This is a genomic window from Pseudomonas sp. Xaverov 83, from assembly GCF_019352905.1.
GTDB classification, from domain to species: Bacteria; Pseudomonadota; Gammaproteobacteria; order Pseudomonadales; family Pseudomonadaceae; genus Aquipseudomonas; species Aquipseudomonas yamanorum.
Window position 1 is genome coordinate 14,344 of the sequence record NZ_JAAAFU010000048.1, and the last position, 21,924, is coordinate 36,267.

At 61.1% G+C, this 21,924-nt stretch carries 19 protein-coding genes; 7 read left to right on the top strand and 12 right to left on the bottom strand.

Annotated elements, in window-relative coordinates; genetic code table 11:
• Nucleotides 1-143 precede the first annotated feature (143 nt).
• On the top strand, nucleotides 144-2,258 hold the full coding sequence (locus tag K0H47_RS15310; RefSeq protein ID WP_374106758.1) for an autotransporter outer membrane beta-barrel domain-containing protein: 2,115 nt from the start codon (nucleotides 144-146) through the stop codon (nucleotides 2,256-2,258).
• 63 nt (nucleotides 2,259-2,321) lie between these two features.
• Here the strand turns inward: K0H47_RS15310 and K0H47_RS15315 are convergent, their stop codons facing one another.
• From K0H47_RS15315 to K0H47_RS15345, 7 genes are all read right to left on the bottom strand, one after another.
• On the bottom strand, nucleotides 2,322-2,762 hold the full coding sequence (locus K0H47_RS15315; RefSeq protein ID WP_063029546.1) for a hypothetical protein: 441 nt from the start codon (nucleotides 2,760-2,762) through the stop codon (nucleotides 2,322-2,324).
• A 110-nt stretch (nucleotides 2,763-2,872) separates the two neighbouring features.
• A complete protein-coding gene (locus tag K0H47_RS15320) occupies nucleotides 2,873-3,673 on the bottom strand; it encodes a hypothetical protein (protein ID WP_219273122.1) in 801 nt (266 codons plus the stop codon).
• Between the two features lie 129 nt (nucleotides 3,674-3,802).
• The gene (locus K0H47_RS15325) at nucleotides 3,803-4,408 is read right to left on the bottom strand and encodes a LysE family translocator (RefSeq protein ID WP_093209370.1); all 606 of its coding nucleotides are present in this window, start codon (nucleotides 4,406-4,408) and stop codon (nucleotides 3,803-3,805) included.
• A 54-nt stretch (nucleotides 4,409-4,462) separates the two neighbouring features.
• Complete coding sequence (locus K0H47_RS15330) at nucleotides 4,463-5,302, bottom strand: AraC family transcriptional regulator (RefSeq protein WP_063029552.1); 840 nt, start codon at nucleotides 5,300-5,302, stop codon at nucleotides 4,463-4,465.
• Between the two features lie 76 nt (nucleotides 5,303-5,378).
• Nucleotides 5,379-6,020, bottom strand: a complete 642-nt coding sequence (locus K0H47_RS15335; RefSeq protein ID WP_017477410.1) for a DUF1345 domain-containing protein — start codon at nucleotides 6,018-6,020, stop codon at nucleotides 5,379-5,381.
• Between the two features lie 53 nt (nucleotides 6,021-6,073).
• Nucleotides 6,074-9,172 (bottom strand): efflux RND transporter permease subunit, encoded by a 3,099-nt coding sequence (locus tag K0H47_RS15340; protein ID WP_177027424.1) that lies wholly within the window; start codon nucleotides 9,170-9,172, stop codon nucleotides 6,074-6,076.
• A 17-nt stretch (nucleotides 9,173-9,189) separates the two neighbouring features.
• Nucleotides 9,190-10,347: an efflux RND transporter periplasmic adaptor subunit gene (locus tag K0H47_RS15345; protein WP_219273124.1), complete on the bottom strand. Its 1,158-nt coding sequence runs from the start codon at nucleotides 10,345-10,347 to the stop codon at nucleotides 9,190-9,192.
• 305 nt (nucleotides 10,348-10,652) lie between these two features.
• Between K0H47_RS15345 and K0H47_RS15350 the strand changes: the two genes are divergently transcribed.
• From K0H47_RS15350 to nudC, 4 genes are all read left to right on the top strand, one after another.
• Entirely contained in the window at nucleotides 10,653-11,354 is a 702-nt protein-coding gene (locus tag K0H47_RS15350) for a response regulator transcription factor (RefSeq protein ID WP_003214048.1), read from the top strand.
• A 3-nt stretch (nucleotides 11,355-11,357) separates the two neighbouring features.
• Nucleotides 11,358-12,653: an ATP-binding protein gene (locus K0H47_RS15355; RefSeq protein ID WP_063029556.1), complete on the top strand. Its 1,296-nt coding sequence runs from the start codon at nucleotides 11,358-11,360 to the stop codon at nucleotides 12,651-12,653.
• 223 nt (nucleotides 12,654-12,876) lie between these two features.
• Nucleotides 12,877-13,689 carry a crotonase/enoyl-CoA hydratase family protein gene (locus tag K0H47_RS15360; RefSeq protein ID WP_093209382.1) on the top strand — a complete coding sequence of 271 codons (813 nt, stop codon included), beginning with the start codon at nucleotides 12,877-12,879 and terminating at the stop codon, nucleotides 13,687-13,689.
• Nucleotides 13,690-13,695: 6 nt separating this feature from the next.
• On the top strand, nucleotides 13,696-14,529 hold the full coding sequence (nudC, locus tag K0H47_RS15365; protein WP_219273126.1) for an NAD(+) diphosphatase: 834 nt from the start codon (nucleotides 13,696-13,698) through the stop codon (nucleotides 14,527-14,529).
• On the opposite strand, the gene K0H47_RS15370 is transcribed toward nudC, so the two are convergent.
• From K0H47_RS15370 to K0H47_RS15380, 3 genes are all read right to left on the bottom strand, one after another.
• Nucleotides 14,497-15,276 carry a TSUP family transporter gene (locus K0H47_RS15370; protein WP_169388171.1) on the bottom strand — a complete coding sequence of 260 codons (780 nt, stop codon included), beginning with the start codon at nucleotides 15,274-15,276 and terminating at the stop codon, nucleotides 14,497-14,499. The two genes, nudC and K0H47_RS15370, sit on opposite strands and share 33 nt — an antisense overlap.
• A gap of 199 nt (nucleotides 15,277-15,475) precedes the next feature.
• Nucleotides 15,476-16,192 (bottom strand): phosphatidylcholine synthase, encoded by a 717-nt coding sequence (gene pcsA, locus K0H47_RS15375; protein ID WP_219273128.1) that lies wholly within the window; start codon nucleotides 16,190-16,192, stop codon nucleotides 15,476-15,478.
• Nucleotides 16,193-16,341: 149 nt separating this feature from the next.
• Nucleotides 16,342-17,268, bottom strand: coding sequence for a class I SAM-dependent methyltransferase (locus K0H47_RS15380; RefSeq protein WP_177027420.1), 927 nt, complete (start codon nucleotides 17,266-17,268; stop codon nucleotides 16,342-16,344).
• 191 nt (nucleotides 17,269-17,459) lie between these two features.
• On the opposite strand from K0H47_RS15380, the gene mdeB reads away from it, so the two are divergent.
• Nucleotides 17,460-20,138: an alpha-ketoglutarate dehydrogenase gene (gene mdeB / locus K0H47_RS15385; RefSeq protein ID WP_219273130.1), complete on the top strand. Its 2,679-nt coding sequence runs from the start codon at nucleotides 17,460-17,462 to the stop codon at nucleotides 20,136-20,138.
• A gap of 122 nt (nucleotides 20,139-20,260) precedes the next feature.
• Here the strand turns inward: mdeB and K0H47_RS15390 are convergent, their stop codons facing one another.
• Nucleotides 20,261-20,749 (bottom strand): DUF1289 domain-containing protein, encoded by a 489-nt coding sequence (locus tag K0H47_RS15390; RefSeq protein WP_063029570.1) that lies wholly within the window; start codon nucleotides 20,747-20,749, stop codon nucleotides 20,261-20,263.
• A 238-nt stretch (nucleotides 20,750-20,987) separates the two neighbouring features.
• On the opposite strand from K0H47_RS15390, the gene K0H47_RS15395 reads away from it, so the two are divergent.
• Complete coding sequence (locus K0H47_RS15395; protein ID WP_063029572.1) at nucleotides 20,988-21,287, top strand: putative quinol monooxygenase; 300 nt, start codon at nucleotides 20,988-20,990, stop codon at nucleotides 21,285-21,287.
• Between the two features lie 44 nt (nucleotides 21,288-21,331).
• Here the strand turns inward: K0H47_RS15395 and K0H47_RS15400 are convergent.
• Nucleotides 21,332-21,924: ribonucleotide-diphosphate reductase subunit beta (locus K0H47_RS15400; RefSeq protein WP_219273132.1), on the bottom strand; the 593-nt coding region annotated here is incomplete at its 5' end.

Sequence of the window (21,924 nt, forward strand, 5' to 3'; positions counted from 1 at the left end):
TCATGATTACCCAGTCTCTTTTTAAGTTAAATCCTTTGGCCGTCGTGGTTAAAGTCGCGTCGATTGCATCATTGTTGGCTCTCGCCCCGCACGCTCAGGCAAGGCTGATCGAAAATCGAACCGAGACCATTGACTTTCACGACGTGCTCGACAGCTATACGTTGGAAAATGCCACGCTCAACGTGATAGAGGGACGCACCGAGAGCGTCTATGCCGCCCGCTCCAACCTGAACCTGAGCGAGTCGAGTACCGTCCTCGGCACCGTTGTTGCGCAGGCGGGCTCGAACGTCAATGTGGACTCCAGTCGCGTTGTGGCGCAGGGTGATTTCAATTCGGGTATCACGCTGTACAGCAGTAATGCGTTGATCAATGGCAGCGTGATTTCCAGTGCCGACTACCATGGGTTGGTGGTCAATCGTTTCTCAGGCTCCACCGTGGGTTCCAGCGCGACCGTCAATGACAGCGTGGTTTCCGGGGCTACCGGTGGCGCGGTGGTCGGAGGCCATAGCGTGCTGAACCTGGACCGCAGCATCCTGCAGGGTATAGACGCTGGCAGTTTCGGTTTGCAGTTGCAGGGCGCAGAGGCCCATGCCCGCCAAAGTGTCATCACAGGCGGCCTCAATGGTGTAGTCCTGACGAATGAACCCCGTAGTGTGCTTGCCAATAGCTTGGTACTGGACAATACCCACGTGACCGGCGAAACCGGTGCGGCGATTGTGGTGAGAGGTCTATCGGGTAGAGGGGCCAATGCAACGATTGAGGTGCTCAATGGCTCGACACTGTCCGGTGGCAACGGCAACCTCCTTGAGGTCAAGGATGGGTCTTCGGCCACGGTACGGGTCGACAACAGCCAACTGATGGGCAACGTGATTGTTGAGTCGGGCAGTATCACACACCTGGACTTGCAGAACCGCGCCGCGTTGACCGGTCGCCTGGAAAATGTTTCGTCGTTGAGTATCGGTAGCCAGTCGCTGTGGGACATGACCGGCAACAGCCAGGTCGGCGCATTGAACCTGTCGGACGGGATGATCAGGTTTGGTGCGAGTGACGCCTTTTACCAGTTGGACCTGGCCAGCCTGTCCGGTAACGGCACGTTTGTGATGGGCACCGATTTTGCTCGGGGCTTGACCGACTTCCTCAACATCACGGGTTCCGCCAGCGGCAACCATCAATTGCTGCTATCCAGCAGCGGCGTCGAGCCGGTCAGTGCGAGTGAGGTGCGTATTGTGCATACCGGTGGCGGTGATGCGCAGTTTTCGCTGGTAGGCGGTGCGGTCGATGTGGGGGCGTGGTCCTATGGGCTCAAGCAAGACGGCAACGACTGGTTCCTCGACCCGTCGTCGCGGGTCATCAGCCCTGGCACCCGCTCGGTACTGGCGCTGTTCAATGCCGCACCGACTGTGTGGTATGGCGAGCTGTCCTCTCTGCGTAGCCGCATGGGTGAATTGCGTCACAACGGTGCCGAGTCCGGCGGATGGGTCCGCAGTTATGGCAACAAGTACGAGGCGAAAGGCGGTGCAGGCAATGGCTACACGCAATCGCAACGCGGTTTTTCCCTCGGTGCGGATATGCCGGTGACGGACAGTCCATGGCTGTTGGGGGTCATGGCCGGTCATAGTGAATCAGATCTGGATGTTGGCCGTGGAACGTCGGGCACTATCAAAAGTTACTACGTTGGTGCCTACGCCACCTGGATGGATGAAGACAGTGGCTACTACTTTGACGGTGTGGCCAAGGTGAACCACCTGCGCAATGACTCCAAGGTGGGGTTGAGCGATGGCACACAGGCTAAGGGTGACTACGCTACTAATGCTTTGGGTGTTTCGGCAGAGGTCGGGCGTAATATCAGGTTGGATGATGGGTTCTTCGTTGAACCGTTTGCCCAAGCGTCGGTGATGACTGCCAAGGGCAAGAGCTACCAACTGGATAACGGGATGCAGGCCAAGGGCGATCACACCCACTCGGTCCTGGGTAAATTGGGGGTGACTGTCGGCCGTGATTTTGTGCTCGATAGCGGTAGCGTTGTACAGCCTTACTTGCGCGGTGCGGTCGCTCATGAATTTGCCAAGAACAACAAGGTGTCGGTGAATAACCAGGCGTTCAATAACGATCTCTCGGGCAGCCGTGCGGAATTCGGTGCGGGGGTTGCGGTGTCCTTGTCCCAGAACCTGCAGTTGCATGCCGACTTTGAACATGCGAAAGGCAAGCGTATTGATCAGCCCTGGGGTGCCAACGTGGGCGTGCGTTATAGCTGGTAATCAACAATGCCCTGGATCAAGTGATAAAAAAATGCCCCGGTTTCCGGGGCATTTTTTGTGGGGTCAAACATTGAACAGGATTTGCATACGCTGCTCCTGCCCGCCGACGTCAACGTAGTAAACGTCCAAGGCACCACTGACATGGTTGGTTTGCTCGTTATGGATAAACTCGATCGTGCCGCGCTCGGCTGTATAAGCGGGAGGTGGCGCGTCATTGAGCTCCATATAAATAACCGAAAAACGCTCGTCGGGTTCGTCGGGCCTCAGGGTGTACCGGCCGGAGGGCAATGTTGCTGGATCCGCCAGATACTTGAAAACAACGATTCGCCGGCGGTTGCCAATGCCTAAATCCCGCTGAGTGGCCTCAACCCACCAATAATCGGATTTGAGTTCATGTTTGGGGAAGTCGTCCTTGAACGCCTGAGTCGCGATCGTTCCCTGGAAGTAAACTTGGGCAGTGGATCGGCTGTTTTCACTTACCGCAGATGCAGTTGCAGTACTCATGGTTATAGTCTCCCGCTATCGTCAATAAATGTCCTGTGATGGGATCATTACCCACTTGGGACAAGCCTGTTAAATACGACGGTCTACGTTTGCCTCGTTTGCACGCGCTTTCATTCCATTGCTTTTATTGAAATATTGTCGACGACCAGAAAAGTAATGCCCTGTATTTGCAGCGTCATGTCATGAACCCCGGCGGGGGTGGTGAGTAAGTAGGTGTATGTGTCCCAGCCTCCCTCTCCGCGTAACTCGAGCTCAGGTACGTGATCGGGGGCTATATGAAACTTTACAAGCCCATGGCCGCCGGTTGGCGTTTGCGCATCGATAGAGAAAACAAGTGCCTGCCCGGGAACGACCCTGATGTCCTGCTCGATATAAGCGCCGAGATTCAGCTGACACCGTTGATCGTGGAAGGTCGCCAAATTGGGCGGCGGTGACGAAGTCCATTCATCGCTGTTACGTGAGAAGTCCCCGTTACGGATCAACTCAATCGGTATGGTCGTGCCTTCTTCCTCCACCAGCCTGACGTTATCGAACCAGACGTCCCCTGACGTTCCTGTCAATTGCACGGTTGCGCTGACAGTGCCTGTGGGAGGCGTGAACGTTAATGACTGACGCAACCAGCCTTGATTGCCGGACATCGATATTGACTCATTCACCCCCGAAGGCTGAAAAACCACTGTTATGGAGCCGGTACCTCTGTAAGTAATCAGCGTAAACAGGCTGAGGGTATAGGCCGTTGCGTCAACCACCCGCACCGTTTGCTCGGCCGTTCCTTGAGTTCTGACGATGCAACTGCGTTGGGAAAAATCCACCCTGCCGGGAAGTGTTGCGGTGGCTGTCCAGTGGGTTCCATGGTCGATAAAGTTTCCATTCAGGATCAGGTTCTTATTTAACGGAACGGGTGGTGACATGGCGTGCTCCCGCAGGTCCTGATACCCGGCCTGGCCCGTGCTTTTTGACAAGTGGCTTTATTCAGCGCCATTAACGCCTTGCCCACAACTGTCAGAATTCACAGGTTTGCTCGCCATTCGTCGCCTTTTCTATGCCACCGCTAAAACGCTCAGCCAGGCGGAGCCGAACAACAGCAACGCCATGCCTTGGTTAAAACGCCGCATGGCCTTGATCGAGCGAAACACCCGGCTCGACCCCACCCCCAGCAGAGCCCACACCCCCAGGCACGGCAACGAAATCATAAAAAACGCCAACGACAGGTACAGCACATGGCTCTGGCGCGCCTCACCGTTGCCAGCAAACACACTGACCACCGCCAGGGCCATCATCCAGGTCTTGGGGTTGATCAATTGCAGGCTGGCGGCACCCGCCAGGCCCAGGCGTTTTTGCGGGGTGTTCGGGTCGATGGCTTCGGCCGGGGCGCGGAAGATCTGCCAGGCCAGATAGCTGAGCCAGGCCACGCCCACCCATTGCATCGCGGCCTGCACTCTGGGCAATTGCGCCAGCGACTGGCCCACGCCCGAGCCCACTAGCAACACAATCCCCGCCGCGCCCATACAAGCACCCAATACGATAGGCAATGCAGCCTTGAGCCCATAACGCGCGCTGTTGCTCAGCACCAGGATATTGGTCGGGCCGGGGGTGATGGAGGCGACGAAGGCGAATAACAGAAAGGGCAGCAGGGTAGGGAACATAGTGGTGAGACTCCAATCAGCAAGGCAATGGAGTCGATCTTCACAAGCGGCCCGCTACCTGTCTGGAAGATTTGAGCAGCGCTTGCGGTACGCCGCCGGTGTCATGCCATAGGCCCGCACAAACCAGCGGCCCAAATGGCTTTGGTCTGCAAAGCCCAGGCTGCTGGCGACCTCGGCAGGTTGTTCGCCCTTGGCCAGCAAATGGCGGGCACGGGCCAGGCGCAGTTGCACCAGATAGGCATGGGGCGGCAGGCCGAAGGCGCTCTTGAAGGCACGGGTCAGGCGGAAGCGGTCTACGCCGGTTGCCAGGGCCAACTCATCCATGCCGACGTCCTGATGCAGATGGGCGTGCAGGTACTCGCGGGCCTTATGGGCCACCAGAGGCAGGCGCGGGTCCTGGTGATAGCGCTGGCGCCAGTGCAACTGGCCGGTCAGGCGTTCCAGCAAGTGGTCGAGGGCGCGCTGGCGCACGATGCGCAGTTCGCCGCTGTGCAGGCTTTGAAACGCCTGGCTGGTGGCAAGCGCCAGGCGAGGATCGCTGGCAAGGGTGGTGGCAAACCCCAGCTGACTGTTGGCCGGGGCTTCCTCGAACACCGCCGCCACTTCCCGCTGCAACCACTGCGGGTCGAGGTACAGCATGCGGTAGGTAAACCCGGCTTCGGTAGGGGCGTGGCCATCATGGATTTCCCCTGGCTCCAGCAGAAATACCTTGCCGGGGGTGCTTTGGTGCCGGGTGCTGCGGCAATTGAATTGCTGCACGCCTTGCTCCGTGACGCCCACCAGGTAGCTGTCGTGCCAGTGCGGATCGTAGGCATGGCCCTCGAAATGCGCACGCAGGGTCTCGATGCCGGTGTCGGCGTCCTGGGACAGGTCGATCCAGTTATGGGCGGTCATAAAGCACCGATGACAGGTAAACGTTGTCGCCAGTTAGCGCGCCCGGGCGGGCGCTCGTCTAGAAGTTTTGTGCAGCTCAACCAAACAGCCCGGCGGCAATGTTGATCGAGAACCCCAGAATCGCCGTATTGAACAGAAATCCGATCAACGATTGCCCCAGCACCACCTTGCGCATGGTGCGCGTGGCAACCCCGACATCCGCGGTTTGCACCGCCACGCCGATGGTGAACGAGAAGTACAGGAAGTCCCAGTAATTGGGAGTGCGCAAATCCTCGGCAAAACGCAACGCCGGCTCCGGGCCGTCCCAGGTGTAATACAGCCGCGCGTAGTGCACGCTGAAAATCACCCCGATCAGCAACCATGAGCCCACCACCGTCAGGCCGGTAAAGCCGTAGTGCAACAGGCGTTGGCTATCGCTCAGGTCCTTGGTGCCCACCAGGTTCAAGGTGATGGTCGCCAGGCTGGCAATCGCCGCGATGCACACCATGAACAGCACCAGGCCGGCGTTCTCGTCCTCGATCTCGGCGATGCGTTTTACATCGTCGGCGCGAGAGTGGCTGGTCAGCCAGAGCATCAGCACCAGGTAGGTCCAGACGCCTGCGTTCCAGCCGATGAGGATTTTGCTGATGATCGTATCGGCCGGAGCCAGGAGGCCCACCGCCAGGCCCAATACGGCGGCGGTGGACAGGCGAGGGTGGGTGCGGGCGAGGAAGGGCATGGGAACTCGATGGGCCAGGGTTTGCGTTACCTTAGCCCACCTGAGTCCTTTGTTCAGCTGTCTTTGTGGCGCTTTTTCACCAGCTTCATCACCACCACGAAGAACACCGGCACAAACACCACTGCCAGCGTCGCGGTAACCATCCCGCCGATCACCCCGGTGCCGATCGCCTGCTGGCTCGCCGAGCTGGCACCGGTGGCGATCGCCAGAGGCACCACGCCGAGGATGAACGCCAGGGACGTCATGATGATCGGCCGCAGACGCAGGCGTGCAGCCTTGAGCGTGGCATCGATCAGGTCTTCGCCCTGGTCATACAGGTCCTTGGCGAACTCGATGATCAGGATCGCGTTCTTTGCCGACAGGCCGATGATGGTAATCAGGCCGACCTTGAAGAACACATCGTTGGGCATCCCGCGCAAGCTCACGGCCAATACCGCGCCGAGCACGCCGAGGGGCACCACCAGCAGCACCGAGGTCGGAATCGACCAGCTCTCATACAACGCCGCCAGGCACAGGAACACGATCAGCAGCGACAAGCCGAGCAACAGCGGTGCCTGGGAGCCGGACAAGCGCTCCTGCAACGACAGGCCAGTCCATTCCTGGCCGAGGCCCGCAGGCAACTGGCTGACCAGGCGCTGAATCTCTTCCATCGCCTCGCCCGTACTGTGGCCCGGCGCCGATTCACCGGATATCGCGATGGCCGGGTAGCCGTTATAACGCGTCAACTGGGCAGGGCCCTGGATCCAGCGCGCTTCGACGAAGGCCGACAGCGGCACCATCTTCCCGGCGTTGTTGCGCACATGGATTTTCATCAGGTCCGCCACCTGGCTACGCTGATCACCTTCGGCCTGCACCACCACCCGCTGCATGCGGCCCTGGTTGGGGAAGTCGTTGATATACGCCGAGCCGATGGCCGAGGACAGCACGTTGCCGATGTCGGCAAAGGAAATGCCCAGGGCGTTGGCTTGCTTGCGATCCACCTCAAGCTGCACTTGCGGAGCTTCGGCCAGGGCGCTTTCACGCACGTTGGCCAGGATCGGGCTTTTCTCTGCAGCGGCCAGCAGTTCGGTACGGGCCTCCATCAATGCGGCATGACCCACGCCACCACGGTCTTGCAGGCGGAACTCGAAACCACTCGAGGTGCCCAGGCCATCCACCGGCGGCGGCAAAATCGCATAGGCAATCGCGTCCTTCAGCTCGGTAAAGGCCGCGTTGGCACGGTCTGCAATGGCGGCGGCGGAATCCTTGCTGCTGCGTTCCGACCAATCCTTGAGCGTGGTAAATGCCAGCGCTGCGTTCTGCCCCGAGCCGGAGAAGCTGAAGCCCATGATCATCGTGGTATCGCCCACACCCGGCTCGCCGGCGTTATGCGCCTCGATCTGCTCGGCCACCTGCACCGTGCGGTTCTTGCTCGCACCCGGCGGCAGTTGGATGTCGGTGATGGTGTAGCCCTGGTCTTCCACCGGCAGGAAGGAGGAGGGCAGGCGGGCGAACAACACCCCAAGACCCACCACCAGCACCAGATAGATCAGCAGGTAGCGGCCACTGCGCTTGAGGGCGTAGGCCACCCAGCCTTCATAGCGGTCGGTGAACTGCTCGAAGCGCCGGTTGAACCAGCCGAAGAAGCCGCCTTTCTCATGGTGCTCGCCCTTGGCAATCGGCTTGAGCAAGGTGGCGCACAGGGCCGGGGTCAAGGTCAGGGCGAGGAACGCCGAGAACAGGATCGAGGTGGCCATCGACAACGAGAACTGCTGATAGATCACGCCCACCGAACCCGGCATGAACGCCATCGGCAGGAACACCGCCACCAGCACCAGCGTGATGCCGACAATCGCCCCGGTAATCTGGCCCATGGCCTTGCGCGTAGCCTCTTTGGGCGACAGGCCCTCGGTGACCATGATCCGCTCGACGTTCTCCACCACCACAATCGCATCGTCCACGAGGATACCGATGGCCAGCACCATGCCGAACATGGTCAGCACGTTGATCGAGAAGCCCAGCAACAGCATCGTCGCAAAGGTACCCATCAAGGCGATCGGCACCACCAGCGTCGGGATCAGCGTGTAACGGATGTTTTGCAGGAACAGGAACATCACCGCAAACACCAGCAGCATCGCCTCGCCCAGGGTGTACACCACCTTGGTGATGGAAACCTTCACGAACGGCGAAGTATCGTACGGGATCTTGTACTCGACATTGGCCGGGAAGTAGCGCGCCAGTTCGTCCATCTTCGCCCGTACCAGGGTCGCGGTGCTCAAGGCGTTGGCCCCCGGCGACAATTGCACGCTGACCGCAGTGGACGGCTTGCCGTTCAGGCGGGTGGAGAACTGGTATTCCTGGCTGCCGATTTCCACCCGCGCCACGTCACCGACGCGCACGGTGGAACCGTCCGGATTGGCCTTGAGCACGATGTCGGCAAATTCGGCCGGGGTCGACAGCTGGCCTTTCACCAGGATCGACGCAGTGATTTCCTGAGTCTTGGTACCCGGCAAATCACCAATGCTGCCCGCCGACACCTGGGCGTTCTGCGCCGCGATGGCCGCGTTGACGTCCGCGGGGGTCAGGTTGAAACCGATCAGCTTCTGCGGGTCGATCCAGATTCGCATTGCGCGCTCGGCGCCGTACAGCTGGGCCTTGCCCACACCGTCCAGGCGCTTGAGTTCGTTCATCACGTTGCGCGCCAGGTAATCGCTGAGCGCCACGTCATCGAGCTTGCCGTCGCTGGAGGTCAGGGTGACCAGCAGCAGGAAGCCGGCGGAAACTTTCTCCACCTGCAAGCCTTGCTGCGTCACGGCTTGGGGCAGACGCGGCTCCACGGCCTTGAGACGGTTTTGCACGTCAACCTGGGCCATCTCCGGGTCGGTGCCCGGCTGGAAGGTCGCGGTGATGGTGGCCGAACCGAGGCTGCTCTGGGATTCGAAATACAGCAGGTGATCGGCGCCGTTAAGCTCTTGCTCGATCAGGCTGACCACGCTTTCGTCCAGGGTTTGCGCAGAGGCACCCGGGTACACGGCGTAGATCTCGACTTTCGGCGGCGCGACGTTGGGGTACTGCGCCACCGGCAACTGCGGGATGGCGAGGGCGCCGGCCAGCAGGATAAACAGGGCGACCACCCAGGCGAAGATCGGGCGGTCAATAAAGAACTGCGGCATTGTGAACTATCCCTTTCTTACTGGCCGGATGCCTGGGCGATTGGCGCGGGGCTGTCGTCAACCTGGACTTTCTCGCCAGGGCGGGCGTGTTGCAGGCCTTCGACGACGATGCGGTCACCAGCCTTGAGGCCGCTGTTGACCACCCAGCGGTCATTGACCACCGAGCCCAGTTCCACCGGTTGCTGGCTCACGGTTTGCTCGGAGTCCAGCAGCAACACCATCGGAATCCCGGCGCTGTCGCGGGTGATCGCCCGTTGCGGCACGCTGATGCCTTGCTGGTCGACGGCTTGCTCCAGGCGTACGCGAATAAAGCTGCCGGGCAGCAGGTCGAGGTCCGGGTTGGGGAATTCGCTGCGCAAGATGATCTGCCCGGTGCCCGGGTCGACGCTGATCTCGGCGAACAGCAACTTGCCCGGCAGCGGGTACAGGCTGCCGTCATCCTGGATCAGCGTGGCCTTGGCCTGGTCCTGGCCGACTTGCTTCAAGTGCCCGGCGCGGAAGGCTCGGCGCAGGTCATTCAGCTCGCGGGTGGATTGGGTCAGGTCGGCGTGGATCGGGTCCAGTTGCTGGATCAGCGCCATCGGCGTGGCTTCGTTCTGGCCCACCAGGGCGCCTTCGGTCACCAGCGCGCGGCCGATGCGCCCGGAAATCGGCGCGGTGACCGTGGCATAGCCCAGGTTCAACTTGGCCCGCTGTACGGCGGCCTGGTTGGCGGCCACATCGGCTGCGGTTTGCCGGGCGGCGGCGCGGGCGTTGTCGTATTCCTGGCCGCTGATGGCGTTGCCTTCCACCAGTTGGCTGTAGCGCTGCTCTTGCAGGCGTGCCTGGAACGCATTGGCCTCGGCCTTGCGCAGGCTGGCCTGGGCGCTGTCGAGGTCGGCCTTGAACGGCGCCGGATCAATCCGGAACAGCACATCGCCCTGTTTCACGTCGTGACCTTCCTTGAACACCCGCTGCAACACCACGCCGGCCACCCGGGCGCGCACTTCGGCGATGCGCGGCGCGGCAATGCGCCCGCTCAGTTCGCTGGTGATGGACAGGGGCTTGGCTTCAAGGGTTTCGATCCGCACCTTGGCCAGCGGTGCCTCGGCAGCTTCGTCCGCCGACTTGCCACACGCGCTCAGCGCCAGTGTCAGGGCCAACAGGCAAAACGGCGCAAACAGATTCTTCGACATGCTCATATCCCAATATTGACTGGCGCATCCTACGGTCGCCCCCGCCACAGTGCTGTGAAGCTCTGTAGGTGGTGTGTGAAGAAATGTAAGGTGCGGCCCACAGATGCACGCGGGCGTATATCCTTCATAACCGCCGAACCTTACACGATCTTCCTGACACCGAAGATCAAATGTGGGAGCGGGCTTGCTCGCGAAAGCGCTGTTTCAGTTAACGCATACGGCGCCTGACACACCGCTTTTGCGAGCAAGCCCGCTCCCACATTGGATTTGCGTACTACTCAGAAATTGTATTATTTGGAAATACCATGCCCAACATTCTTCTGGTGGAAGACGACGCCGCGCTCTCCGAATTAATCGCCAGTTATCTGGAACGCAACGGCTATCACGTCAGCGTGCTCAGCCGTGGCGACCATGTGCGTGAGCGCGCGCGGCTCAATCCACCGGACCTGGTGATCCTCGACCTGATGCTGCCGGGCCTCGACGGCCTGCAAGTCTGCCGGTTGCTGCGGGCCGACTCGGCCACGCTGCCGATCCTGATGCTTACCGCCCGGGACGACAGCCACGACCAGGTGCTCGGCCTGGAAATGGGCGCCGACGACTACGTCACCAAACCCTGCGAGCCCCGGGTATTGCTGGCCCGTGTACGGACCCTGCTGCGCCGCAGCAGCCTCACCGAACCCCAGGTGGCCAACGACCAGATCCTGATGGGCAATCTGTGCATCGACTTGTCGGAACGCACCGTGACCTGGCGCGACCAGCCGGTTGAGCTGTCCAGCGGTGAATACAACCTGCTGGTGGTGCTGGCCCGGCACGCCGGCGAAGTGCTCAGCCGCGACCAGATCCTGCAACGCCTGCGAGGCATCGAATTCAACGGCACCGACCGCTCGGTGGACGTGGCGATCTCCAAGCTGCGGCGCAAGTTCGACGACCACGCTGGCGAGGCGCGCAAGATCAAGACGGTATGGGGCAAGGGCTACCTGTTCAGCCGTTCCGAGTGGGAATGCTGAGCCATGTTTCGCGTCCTGATTCGGCTGTACCTGATCACCATCGTCACCTTCGCCGCCGCGATCTACCTGGTTCCGCGGGCGGTGATCCAGCTGTTTGAACACCGTTACATGAGCTACAACATCGAGCAGTCCCGGGGAATGCAAAGCCTGATCGTCAAGGAGTACCAGCGGGTGCCGGTGGAGCAGTGGGCCAATGTCACCGTGCGTCTGTCGGCGGATTTTGCCCCGCTCAAGGTGCAACTGCTGCGCATCCAGGACGCCAGCTACACCCCGGAAGAGCAGCGACTGCTGGAAAAGGACCAGATGGTGGTGCGCCTGGGGGAGTGGGGCTGGGCGGACGACGTCAGTTCACCCCTGGACGACCAGCTGGTGGTCAAGGTCTCGGTCCCGCCGGACCCGCTGGACATGAACCTGTTGTACTGGAGCATGAACGTGCTGATCGGCGCGGCGCTGCTGGCGTGCCTGCTGTTCTGGCTACGGCCCCACTGGCGCGACCTGGAACGCCTGAAAAACACCGCCGCGCAACTGGGGCAAGGCAACCTTGCGGCACGCACAAAAATCCCCCCCAGCTCCAACATCGGCAGCCTGGCGGCGGTGTTCGACACCATGGCCAACGACATCGAACAGTTGCTCAATCAACAGCGTGATTTGCTCAATGCGGTCTCCCATGAACTGCGTACGCCACTGACCCGCCTGGACTTCGGCCTGGCCCTGGCGCTGTCCGACGACCTACCTGCGGCCAGCCGCGAGCGCCTGCAAGGGCTGGTGGCGCACATTCGTGAGCTGGACGAGCTGGTGCTGGAGCTGCTGTCTTACAGCCGCCTGCAAAACCCGGCGCAAACACCCGAGCAGGTGGAAGTGGTGCTGGATGAGTTCATCGACAGCATCCTGGGCAGCGTCGACGACGAGCTGGAAAACCCGGATATCGTGATGGATGTGGTGCTGGATTGCGCGGTGGAGCGCTTCACCCTGGACCCGCGCCTGACCGCCCGGGCCCTGCAAAACCTGCTGCGCAACGCCATGCGCTATTGCGAGCGGCGGATTCAGGTGGGCGTGAAGGTGTGCCCCAAGGGCTGTGAGATCTGGGTGGACGATGACGGCATTGGTATTCCTGTAGATCAGCGGGAGAGGATCTTCGAGCCGTTCTACCGGCTGGACCGCAGCCGTGACCGCGCCACCGGCGGGTTTGGACTGGGCTTGGCCATCAGCCGGCGGGCGCTGGAGGCCCAGGGCGGAACCCTTACGGCAGAAGCCTCGCCGTTGGGCGGCGCCCGGTTCCGGCTCTGGCTGCCGAGCTGAAGAACACCACAAAACCATTGTGGGAGCTGGCTTGCCTGCGATAGCGGTGGGTCAGCTTGCATCGTTGTTGACTGATACACCGCCATCGCAGGCAAGCCAGCTCCCACATGTGATCTTCATCGGTCTTCAGTCCCGCTTTTGGCGCATGCACAGCCTTACCTGCCGTCACACACCCTTGATATAGTTCGGCCCTTATTCCAGCCGCCAGTCAAGGATCACTGCCATGTCCGAATACCAAGCCTTTGTCGTCGAACTCAGCGGCAACGTCGCCCATGTGCAGCTCAACCGCCCGGAAAAGATCAACGCGATGAACGCAGCGTTCTGGACCGAGATCATCGACATCTTCCAATGGGTCGAAGACACCGACGCGGTGCGTGCCGTAGTCATCAGTGGCGCCGGCAAGCATTTCTCCTCCGGCATCGACCTGATGATGCTGGCCTCGGTGGCCAACGAATTCGGCAAGGACGTAGGCCGTAACGCGCGTCTGCTGCGGCGCAAGATCCTCGAACTGCAAGCTTCCTTCAACGCCGTCGACACCTGCCGCAAGCCGGTACTCGCCGCGATCCACGGCTACTGCATCGGCGGCGCCATCGACCTGATCAGCGCCTGTGACATGCGCTACGCCGCCGAAGACGCGCAATTCTCCATCAAGGAAATCGATATCGGCATGGCCGCCGACGTCGGCACCCTGCAACGCCTGCCGCGCATCGTCGGCGACGGCATGCTGCGCGAGCTGGCCTACACCGGCCGCCAGTTCGGTGCCGAAGAGGCCCGCAGCATCGGCCTGGTGAATCGCGTGTACAGCGATCACCAGAGCCTGCTGGCCGGCGTGATGGACATCGCCCGGGAAATTGCTGCCAAATCCCCGATCGCGGTCACCGGCACCAAGGCGATGATCAGCTACATGCGCGACCACACGATCAATGACGGCCTGGAATACGTTGCCACCTGGAACTCAGCTATGTTGCAATCCAACGACCTGCGCGTGGCCATCGCGGCCCATATGAGCAAGCAGAAACCCGACTTCGTGGATTGACTGAACATGACCCCAGGCTGGATTACCACAACGCTGCTGGACAACGACGCCCCGGGCGGCTGGGCCGTGGCCCGTAGCCGTGAAGGCTTTTTACACGACCAGAACGGCCCGCTGTTTCCCCGGGAATGGCTCAAGCGCCAGGACCTCTCGGTGTTTGTCGAGCACGGCATCGGCCATCTGGACGGCGAGCCGGTGTACCTGCTGGAGCTCAATAGCCCAGCCGATGTACCGGGTTGCGGCTGGCAGGGCCTGCGGGCGTTCATGCTGCAAGGCGACCACACGCTGTACAAAGTTCTCGGCTACGCCGCGCAAATCGGCACCTGGGCCCGTGAACACCGTTTCTGCGGCAGCTGCGGCCAGGCGATGGTGCAGGTGCCACGGGAGCGGGCGATGTTCTGCGAGGCCTGTGACCTGCGCAGCTACCCGCGTATCTCGCCGAGCATGATCGTGCTGGTGACCCGTGGCGACGAGATACTGCTGGCCCGTTCGCCGCGCTTTGTCACGGGCGTCTACAGCACCCTGGCGGGGTTTGCCGAGCCAGGTGAGTCAGCCGAGGACTGCCTGATTCGCGAAGTGCGTGAAGAAGTGCAGGTGGAGGTCAGGAACATCCAGTACATGGGCAGCCAGTGCTGGCCGTTCCCGCACTCGATGATGCTGGGCTTTCACGCCGAGTACGCCGGCGGCGACATCGTGCCCCAGGCCGACGAGATCGAAGACGCGCAGTGGTTCAACATCCATGAGCTGCCGCCGTTGCCGGCGTCCCGCTCGATTGCGCGCTACCTGATCGACCTCTACCTGGCCCGTCGCTTAGGCCACGCTGAACCAGTGCTGCCAGGCTAGGCGCACCGTCAGGCCGAGCACGACGGTGATGAACACCGGGCGAATGAACTTGGCGCCGCCGCTGATGGCGCTGCGTGCGCCAAAGAACGCACCGCACATCACCGACACGCCCATGCACAGGCCGACAATCCAGTCCACCGAGCCATTGAAAATGAACACCGTCAGCGCCGCCGCGTTGCTGACGAAGTTCATGCTGCGCGCCACGCCACTGGCCTTTACCAGGTCGATGGGGTGCAACAGCATGGTGCTCACGGTCCAGAAGGCCCCGGTGCCGGGGCCGGCCACGCCATCGTAGAAGCCCAGGCCGAAGCCTTGGGTGGATTGCCATTTCTTCTTGATCGGCGCGTCGTTATCCAGCGCCGCCTTGGGCGTGCCGCCGAACAGCAAATACAAACCGCAGCCGAACACAATCACCGGGAGCATCTTGTTCAGGGTTTCGGCGGGCAGGTAATGGGCGACGACGGCGCCGGTGAGTGCGCCGATCAGCGTGCCGACGATGGCATGCACCCACTGGCGCGGATGAAACAGCTTGCGCCGGTAGAAGGTAAAGCTGGCGGTGGCCGAGCCGAAGGTGGAGCTGAGTTTGTTGGTGCCCAGCACCAGGTGGGGCGGCATGCCGGCAGTCAGCAGGGCAGGCGTGGTGAGCAGGCCGCCACCGCCGGCGATGGCGTCGATGAAACCGGCGATAAAGGCAACCACGGCGAGGATCGCCAGGGTGGTGAGGTCAACGCTGAGTTCGAAGGGCATGGGCAGGACTTAGTCGGCAAGGCGCGGCAAGGGCTGCGCGAAAGGCCGGTATCTTACCGATTAGCGTGGGGGCCTGCGACTATGATCATTCCCACGCTCTGCGTGGGAATGCCGTATTGGACGCTCCGCGTCCTGCTGCCGCAAGGGCGACGCAGAGCGTCACGGGATGCATTCCCAATGTGGGAGCGGGCTTGCTTGGCTATTTATGTGTTTCGACCCACTCCAGTGCGGTACGCCAGATGCAAATCCCCAGGAAGTACGCCGACATCAGCAACCACAGGCCCAGGGTCAGGCGATTGGTGTACGGGAAGTCGATCACCAACAGCAGGCTGCACAGCAACCAGATGGTGGTCACGGCGATATTGAGCGGCATGAAGCGCTTGACCCGGAACGGGTGCAAGAACTTCATTGGGGTCACGGTCAACAGCGCCAGTACGATCACCGTCAGCAAGGTGATCCAGGCCGCTGGCTGGATGATGTAGACGCACAGCGCAACCACGTTCCAGGCCGCAGGGAAGCCCTGGAAGTAATTGTCCTTGCTCTTCATGTTGACGTTGCAGAAGCAGAACAGCGACGACACCAGAATCACCGACACCGTAAACAACGGGGTGAAGTCCGGCAGGGCGATATAGCGATAGATAAACAACGCCGGAATAAACACGTACGTCAGGTAATCAATCACCAGGTCCAATACCGAGCCGTCGAAGCTTGGCAGCACCGTTTGCACGTTCACCCGTCGCGCGAGGGAGCCGTCCACTCCATCCACGATCAGGGCCAGGCCCAGCCACAACAGGCAGGCCTTAGGCTGGTTGTCGAGCAGTGCCAAGGTGGCCAGGAAGGCCAGTACTACGCCGGTCGCGGTAAAACCGTGGGCGCCCCAGGCCTTGAGACGGGCTACATGCAGGGTCGATATCACAGGGGCGTTCTCCAAAAGGTGAAACAGGGCAGCCGACGGGGTAACACCGTCGAATCTGGCCAGAGTGTGCAGGTATCGACCGGGAAGGGTGGGATAAGGTTCACCACCCGGCGTAATGGTAAGCGTAGCAAGCGTAGGACGTTTCGGCATCAGCCTTGGCGAAACACCAACGCTTTTAAGCCGCTTTGCGGGTCGATATCGGGAAATTCCGGCGGGTTTTCCAGCCGCTGCTCAAAGCGCAGGCCAGGCGCTTCGCGGGTTACGCCGTCGATCAGGAAGTCTTCGCCGAACGCCGGGTCGTTCATGCACGCCAGTACTGTGCCTTGAGCCGTGAGCAAATCCGGCAGGCGGCGCAGTACGCGCTGGTAGTCTTTGGTCAGCAGGAAACTGCCTTTCTGGAACGAGGGCGGGTCGATGATTACCAGGTCGTACGGGCCACTGTTGGTGACCTTGGCCCAGGACTTGAACAGGTCGTGGCCGAGGAAGGTCACCTTGCTCAGGTCATGGCCGTTCAGGCGGTGATTGTCGCGACCACGGCTCAGTGCGCCACGGGCCATGTCCAGGTTCACCACATGCTCGGCGCCGCCTTCGATGGCGGCCACGGAAAACCCGCAGGTGTAGGCGAACAGGTTCAACACCCGCAGGCCTTGAGCCTGTTCACGCACCCAGTTGCGGCCATAACGCATGTCGAGGAACAGCCCGCTGTTCTGTTTTTTGCCCAGGTCGATCAGGTAACGCAGCCCGCCCTCGGTGATGGTCAGTTCGTCAACGGCCTCGCCCAGCAGCCACTCGGTGGTGCTTTGCGGCAGGTAACGGTGTTGCAGCGCCACGGTGTGAGCGCCGTAGGACGACCAGTCGATCTGCACCAGCATCTGCTTCAAGGCCTCAAGTTCGGCGGCCCCGGGCTCCTTGAACAGCGAGACCAGCACCACCCCTTGCAGCCAATCCACCGTCAATTGCTCCAGGCCCGGCCAGCAGCGGCCACGCCCGTGAAACAGGCGCCGGGTCTCGGCGGGGACGGTTTGCAGGGCGGTCAGCAAATGGGTGTGCAGGGTGGCGAGTGCGTCTGGGGTCATCGGGCAGCGTCGGTCATTGAGCGGGCGGCATTTTAAACACAATTGCGGGGTTTTCGGGGCTTGAAGCACAACGTGCTTTGAATTGGTCGATTGGCAGTGATTTGTGCTCAAAAGGCTGCGAGAGGCTGCGTATAACAGTCAAAAAATCCCCTGGCGCCGACATAAACTGGAAAAAAAGCCCGGAGGTGCCCATGAACGGTTTCGCGAGTGCAGTGAGTCAGACAGCGATGGACCAGGAAGAACTGGCCGAATGGCGCGATGCCCTGGCCTCCCTGGTGGCCAATGCCGGACCGGAGCGGGCGCGAGAGATCCTCGACATGCTGGCTGAGGCCGGCGGCGGACCGCACATCGCCTGGAAACCCCGGCACGGCACGCCCTATATCAACAGCATCGCCGTGGAGCGGCAACCGCCGTTCCCCGGCGACCTGGCCACCGAAGAGCGCCTGGCCTCGGTGGTGCGCTGGAACGCCCTGGCCATGGTGGTACGCGCCAACCAGGCCTATGGTGAGCTGGGCGGGCATATCGCCAGCTACGCCAGTGCGGCGGATTTGTTTGAGGTAGGCTTCAACCACTTTTTCCGTGCCCGCAACGACAGTTTCGGCGGTGACCTGGTGTTCTATCAGCCGCATTCCGCCCCGGGCATCTATGCCCGCGCCTTCCTTGAAGGACGCCTGAGCGAGGCTGACCTGGCCCACTATCGCCAGGAAATCGGCGCCGGCAAGGCCGGCGCCCGTGGCCTGTCCAGCTATCCCCACCCGTGGTTGATGCCGGACTTCTGGCAATTTCCAACCGGTTCCATGGGTATTGGCCCCATCAGCTCGATTTTCCAGGCGCGGTTTATGCGCTACCTGCAGCATCGCGGCTTGCAGGACACCACCGATCGCCACGTATGGGGCGTGTTCGGCGATGGCGAGATGGACGAGCCGGAAAGCATGTCGGCCCTGACCCTGGCCGCCCGTGAAGGCCTGGATAACCTGACCTGGGTGGTCAACTGCAACCTGCAACGGCTCGACGGCCCGGTGCGGGGCAACGGGCGGATTATCGACGAGCTGGAAGCCTTGTTCGCCGGTGCCGGCTGGAACGTGATCAAGCTGGTCTGGGGCTCGGACTGGGATGCCTTGCTGGCTAAGGATGCTGACGGCTCGCTGGTACGCACCTTGTCGCAGACCGTGGACGGACAGTTCCAGACCTTCGCCGCCAAGGACGGCGCCTACAACCGCGAACACTTCTTCGGCCAAAGCGAGGCGCTGTCCAAACTGGTTGAAGGCATGAGCGACGAGCAGATCGACCGCCTCAAGCGCGGCGGCCATGACATGGTCAAGATCCATGCCGCCTATCACGCCGCACGCCGGGTCACTGGCAAGCCGACGGTGATCCTGGCCCAGACCAAAAAGGGCTTCGGCATGGGCGAGGCCGGGCAGGGCAAGATGACCACTCACCAGCAGAAGAAGCTCGACCGCGATGCCTTGATCGCCTTCCGCAATCGCTTCCAGTTGCCGCTGTCGGATGAGCAGACCGAGTCCCTGAGCTTCTACAAGCCGGCCGAAGACAGCCTCGAAATGCGCTACTTGCACCAGCGCCGTGCCACCCTCGGCGGGTATGTGCCGAGCCGTAGCCAGCAGGCGCCTGCGGTGAACGTTCCGCCAGTGTCGGGTTACGCTGCGTTTGCTACCCAGGCGAACGGCAAGGAAATGTCCACCACCATGGCCTTTGTGCGCATGCTCACCAACCTGCTCAAGGACAAGGCCCTCGGCCCGCGCATCGTGCCCATCGTCGCCGATGAGGCGCGCACCTTTGGCATGGCCAACCTGTTCAAGCAGATCGGCATCTATTCCAGTGTCGGCCAGCGCTACGAGCCGGAAGACATTGGCTCGATCCTCAGCTACCGCGAGGCCACCGACGGGCAGATCCTTGAAGAAGGCATCAGCGAAGCCAGCGCCATCAGCTCCTGGGTAGCGGCGGCCACCAGCTATTCGGTGCATGGCCTGCGGATGCTGCCGTTTTACATCTACTACTCGATGTTCGGTTTCCAGCGCGTCGGCGACCTGATCTGGGCCGCCGCCGACCAGCGTGCCCGTGGCTTCCTGCTGGGCGCCACCGCCGGGCGCACCACCCTGGGCGGCGAAGGCTTGCAGCACCAGGATGGCAGCAGCCACCTGACCGCTGCCACCGTGCCCAATTGCCGCGCCTACGACCCGGCGTTTGCCGGTGAATTTGCGGTGATCCTCGACCACGGCATGCGCCAGATGCTGGAGCACGATGTGGACGAGTTCTACTACGTGACCCTGATGAACGAAAACTACCCGCAGCCGAGCCTGCCGGAAGGTGTCGAAGCGGCAATCATCAAAGGCATGTACCGGCTTAGCGGGCAGCCCGATGGCAAGGTTCGCTTGCTCGGCTCGGGCACGCTGGTGCGTGAAGCCCAGGCAGCGGCGCAATTGCTGGCGGACGATTGGCAGATTGAAGCTGAAGTCTTCAGTGTCACCAGCTTCAGCGAACTGGCCCGAGACGCCCGGGAAGTGGAACGCTGGAATCGCCTGCATCCGCAACAGCCGGTGCGGCACAGCCATCTGGCGGCCTGTTTGCCAAAGGGCGCGCCGGTGGTGGCGGTTTCTGACTATGTAGGGGCGGTGCCGCAGATGATTGGGTCGTACGTGGATTCGGCGTACACCGTGCTGGGGACGGATGGTTTTGGTCGCAGCGATACCCGGGCGGCATTGCGGGATTTCTTTGAGGTGGACCGGCATCACATTGTGCTGGCGGCACTGACAGCGTTGGTGGAGCAGGGGAGTCTGGAGCGGGGCGTGTGTCAGCAGGCGATCGAGCGGTACGCGTTGCAGACCGATCGCGAGCCGTCTTGGGCCTCCTGAGCGAAGAAGATCAAATGTGGGAGCTGGCTTGCCTGCGATAGCGGCGGGTCAGCTTGCATCTTTTGTGACTGATACACCGCCATCGCAGGCAAGCCAGCTCCCACATTTTTTCGTGGTGTGGCTTAGAGCGTGGCTATCAACGGCGCCCCAAACGACTCCCGCAGAAACCCCGGCGCGATGTACCGCTCGTAATGCGCCTCGGACAACAGAAAAAACTCCCGATCAATCGCATCCCGCAAATCTGCCAGACTTCGCTCGCGAAACTCCGGCAACAGCGCCAACCCATACGCATCCAGCTTCGAAATCACCCGCGCGCCCCGGGCAATCAACTGGTACGCCCAACAATACGGCGACTGGTGGGGCACAAACCGGATCTTGCGGTCTTCCAGTTGCTGACGCAAACGCTGCGGGTCCAGCACCTGTAGCTTGCTGGTCATCACCTGCACCAGCAGCTGTTCCAGGCGCAACCACACCGCCTGTTTCTCCTCGGCGTTGTAGCCGTTCCACTGAATCACTTCATGGTGATAACGCTTGCAACCCCGGCACACCAGGTCTCCGTAAACGGTGGAGCACAGGCCGACGCAGGGTGTCTTGATGGTTTGATTGGGCATAAATAACGACTGCTTTTCTAATCAAGAAAACGTGGGTTCATTTTCAATCCGGGGATGAAAGTGTTAGCGCGTTTTGTCGGTTCTTCTTTGTGGCTGAGCGAGTAAAGATGGTCGCATTCCACACGGAGTACCCATCATGAAAACCACCCTGAAACCCCTGGGATCCTGGCTCTGCGCAGTGATGATTGCTGTCGCGAGCAGCGTATCCGCAAGCCCGCCTTCTAACGGAGTTACCGTCATGAACACGCCACTGGTATCGATCGCAGTCCTCAAGGCCAAACCCGGTAAACAAAAGGCGCTCAAGGACGGCTTGTTGTCGCTGGTGGAGCCTACGCGGACGGAGCCCGGGAACCTTGACTATGTGTTGTTTGAACTGCGGGACGAACCCGGCACGTTCTACATGCGTGAAGCGTTCAAGGACCAGGCGGCACTCGATGCGCATTTTGCGACGCCGTACTTTCAGCGGTTTGCCGCAACGGCCGATGATTTGCTCAGCGAGCCATTGAAGCTGATATTTCTTGAGCAAGTCTCGCACTGAACATTGCCTCTGGGCCGCCGTTCAGCGGCCCAGAGGCCAGGTTGTCAGTCCCAGCTCAGCGCGCCGCCGGTCTGGTACTCGATCACACGAGTCTCAAAGAAATTCTTCTCTTTCTTCAAGTCCATGATTTCGCTCATCCACGGGAACGGATTGGTGGTGCCTGGGTATTCTTCTTTCAAACCAATCTGCGACAGGCGACGGTTAGCGATGAATTTGAGGTAATCCTCCATCATCGCCGCATTCATGCCTAACACCCCACGCGGCATGGTGTCGCGAGCGTATTCAATCTCCAGCTGAGTCCCTTGCAGGATCATCTGGGTCGCTTCTTCCTTCATCTCGGCATCCCACAAATGCGGGTTTTCGATTTTGATCTGGTTGATCACATCGATACCGAAGTTCAGGTGCATCGACTCATCCCGCAGGATGTACTGGAACTGTTCGGCTACGCCGGTCATTTTGTTGCGACGGCCCATGGACAAAATCTGGGTGAAGCCGCAGTAGAAGAAGATGCCTTCCAGGACGCAGTAGTACGCGACCAGGTTACGCAGCAATTCTTTGTCGGTCTCAACGGTGCCGGTTTCGAACTTCGGATCGGAGATCGAACGGGTGTACTTCAAGCCCCAGGCAGCCTTTTTGG

Coding starts and splice junctions, on each gene's coding strand:
- K0H47_RS15360 (WP_093209382.1), top strand. CDS start 12,877: ATGTCCGAATACCAAGCCTTTGTCGTCGAACTCAGCGGCAACGTCGCC.
- K0H47_RS15330 (WP_063029552.1), bottom strand. CDS start 5,302: ATGACCGCCCATAACTGGATCGACCTGTCCCAGGACGCCGACACCGGC.
- K0H47_RS15325 (WP_093209370.1), bottom strand. CDS start 4,408: ATGTTCCCTACCCTGCTGCCCTTTCTGTTATTCGCCTTCGTCGCCTCC.
- K0H47_RS15335 (WP_017477410.1), bottom strand. CDS start 6,020: ATGCCCTTCCTCGCCCGCACCCACCCTCGCCTGTCCACCGCCGCCGTA.
- K0H47_RS15395 (WP_063029572.1), top strand. CDS start 20,988: ATGAACACGCCACTGGTATCGATCGCAGTCCTCAAGGCCAAACCCGGT.
- K0H47_RS15315 (WP_063029546.1), bottom strand. CDS start 2,762: ATGAGTACTGCAACTGCATCTGCGGTAAGTGAAAACAGCCGATCCACT.
- K0H47_RS15350 (WP_003214048.1), top strand. CDS start 10,653: ATGCCCAACATTCTTCTGGTGGAAGACGACGCCGCGCTCTCCGAATTA.
- K0H47_RS15370 (WP_169388171.1), bottom strand. CDS start 15,276: ATGCCCTTCGAACTCAGCGTTGACCTCACCACCCTGGCGATCCTCGCC.
- K0H47_RS15320 (WP_219273122.1), bottom strand. CDS start 3,673: ATGTCACCACCCGTTCCGTTAAATAAGAACCTGATCCTGAATGGAAAC.
- K0H47_RS15380 (WP_177027420.1), bottom strand. CDS start 17,268: ATGACCCCAGACGCACTCGCCACCCTGCACACCCATTTGCTGACCGCC.
- K0H47_RS15345 (WP_219273124.1), bottom strand. CDS start 10,347: ATGTCGAAGAATCTGTTTGCGCCGTTTTGCCTGTTGGCCCTGACACTG.
- mdeB (WP_219273130.1), top strand. CDS start 17,460: ATGAACGGTTTCGCGAGTGCAGTGAGTCAGACAGCGATGGACCAGGAA.
- nudC (WP_219273126.1), top strand. CDS start 13,696: ATGACCCCAGGCTGGATTACCACAACGCTGCTGGACAACGACGCCCCG.
- K0H47_RS15355 (WP_063029556.1), top strand. CDS start 11,358: ATGTTTCGCGTCCTGATTCGGCTGTACCTGATCACCATCGTCACCTTC.
- K0H47_RS15390 (WP_063029570.1), bottom strand. CDS start 20,749: ATGCCCAATCAAACCATCAAGACACCCTGCGTCGGCCTGTGCTCCACC.
- K0H47_RS15340 (WP_177027424.1), bottom strand. CDS start 9,172: ATGCCGCAGTTCTTTATTGACCGCCCGATCTTCGCCTGGGTGGTCGCC.